Annotated in this window: 2 protein-coding genes; both read right to left on the bottom strand. The window is 33.1% G+C overall.

The genetic code is table 11. The features are described 5' to 3' along the window. The coding region (locus tag P8M54_RS05130; protein ID WP_300285886.1) for a hypothetical protein at window positions 1-303 on the bottom strand (303 nt) is incomplete at its 3' end. A 44-nt stretch (window positions 304-347) separates the two neighbouring features. Next, window positions 348-1403, bottom strand: a complete 1056-nt coding sequence (locus tag P8M54_RS05125) for an ArsO family NAD(P)H-dependent flavin-containing monooxygenase (protein ID WP_300285884.1) — start codon at window positions 1401-1403, stop codon at window positions 348-350. Window positions 1404-1920 lie beyond the last annotated feature (517 nt).

The raw sequence follows: 1920 nt of genomic DNA, 5'->3' as shown, positions 1-1920 counted from the left end.
ATGCAGTATCTTTTTACGAATTTTTAATCGATCGATTGTTTCGTGCAACGTGATGTTAGGAATTAGAATCGCAGTTATTTCTAGTTTCTCGAGTCTAGTCACATATTCTGTTAAAACAGCATCTAATTCATTCGAAGGATTAGGTAAAAGGGAATTGATGGTATCAAAATTTGTGTTAATCATCATAAAAGGAAATGTACTGTAGCCGCCCATTTTTTTATTGTAAAGTCGGTTTAACTGCTCAATGTAATATAGGGTGCTGCGACTGCCCAAACCTAATAATCCAACGCTTTCTTTACTCATCTCTTATTTTATTTATTTAAGTGTAATATAACTTTTTATACTTGCTATTGATTAATATCAAAGAAGCCTTTAATTTCTTCAACCGTTTTTCGTGCTGTTTTACCTACTCCATAGATTGTAGCCGAAGCAAAACCGGTCCAGTTCCCGTAACCCACGAGCCATAGATTTGGTAGCACAGATGATTGTGTGCTTTCTGGATTGGTTTTTATTTGGTTGTCATTGATAATTTCAAGAGATTTTAAATGATCTAAGTTGGCTTTAAATCCAGTGCACCAAATGACTGCATCAAATGGCTCCTTATCCCCATTATCCCAGATTATTCCTTTTTCATAAAACGACTTGAAGGGCCTTACTGCATGAAACACATCTCTTTCTCTAGCCTCTTTTATTGTTTGTACCACAACAATACTGGACAGTGTAATTTTTTCGGAAGCAACGTTATTTGTTTTACCAAAATAAGTATTGTTTGCTTCTTCAAATAAATAGCGACCATCAATATCGTCAGCTAGAAAATGTGGCTCTTGTAATGTGACCCATTTTGTAAACGCGTGCTTTGATACTTCTGCGAGTATTTGTGCTCCTGAATTTCCGCTACCTACAACAAGGACTCTTTGATTTTTGAAAATATCTGGACTAAGGTAAGCGTGAGAATGAATATGCTTTCCCATATATTTCTCGTTATCAGGATACGCTGGTATAAAAGGATTTCTTGCGGTACCAGTTGCACTTACCACTGTTTTTGAATAGAAAGTTCCCTTTGAAGTATCTATTTTAAAAATAGCGCCTTCTTTGACAACACTATTAACTACAGTATCTCTTTGAATAGGAAAATTGTATCGATTTTCATACCGTGTAAGATAGTCGATGAACGTTGTTTTACTTGGATATTCTTCCTCACTTTTTGGCATTCCCCAACCAGATAATGAACTGTAAGCAGCAGGAGAAAATAATTTTAAACTATCCCAGGTTTGTAACCAAGAACCTCCAGGCTTTGTTTGATTATCGAGAATAAGATATTCTAAATTGGTTCTTCGTAAAAAATAAGCCACAGATAATCCTGCTTGCCCTCCTCCAATTATTATGACATCATATTGTTTCATATTATCCCCTTATTTTTTAATAGTATCTTTTCTTGGTTTCCCATCACACTATATTTAGTACAAGGTAAATAATTTAACTCATGTTTTGGTTCGAATACTAAAAGGAATGACATCCCACTTCTTTCTTTAATGATTTAGACACTTACAAAGAATCATCTATTAATTTTTCTAAATCATTTTAAACGAAAGTAGCGTTCCCAAGAAGCGAATAAAGGCCAAATAAATCTTTGATAAAATAAGTCATAAATCAAAATTAAAAGAAGTTGAAAATTCTGTGTTTACTTTAATATGTAAAGCATTAGAGCATTGTTCGAAAAAAAAAAAATCAAATTCAAACATAGCGCAGATCATAAAACACATTGATTCTATCTGTTAATTTACGAAAATATAAGAGCATTTGAAAAATTGCAATAATTTCATTTCGATTAATTGGACAAAAAAAAAGCCGCATTGCAGCGACTTTTCTATATTAAGACAGAAACCATTTAAATCTAGTTTAAGACCGTAACAGCTCTAA

It is taken from the genome of Flavobacterium sp. (assembly GCF_029242675.1).
In the GTDB taxonomy this organism is placed as follows: Bacteria; Bacteroidota; Bacteroidia; order Flavobacteriales; family Flavobacteriaceae; genus Flavobacterium.
The sequence above is the reverse complement of the archived record's forward strand: the minus strand, read 5'-3'. Positions and strand labels throughout refer to the sequence as shown.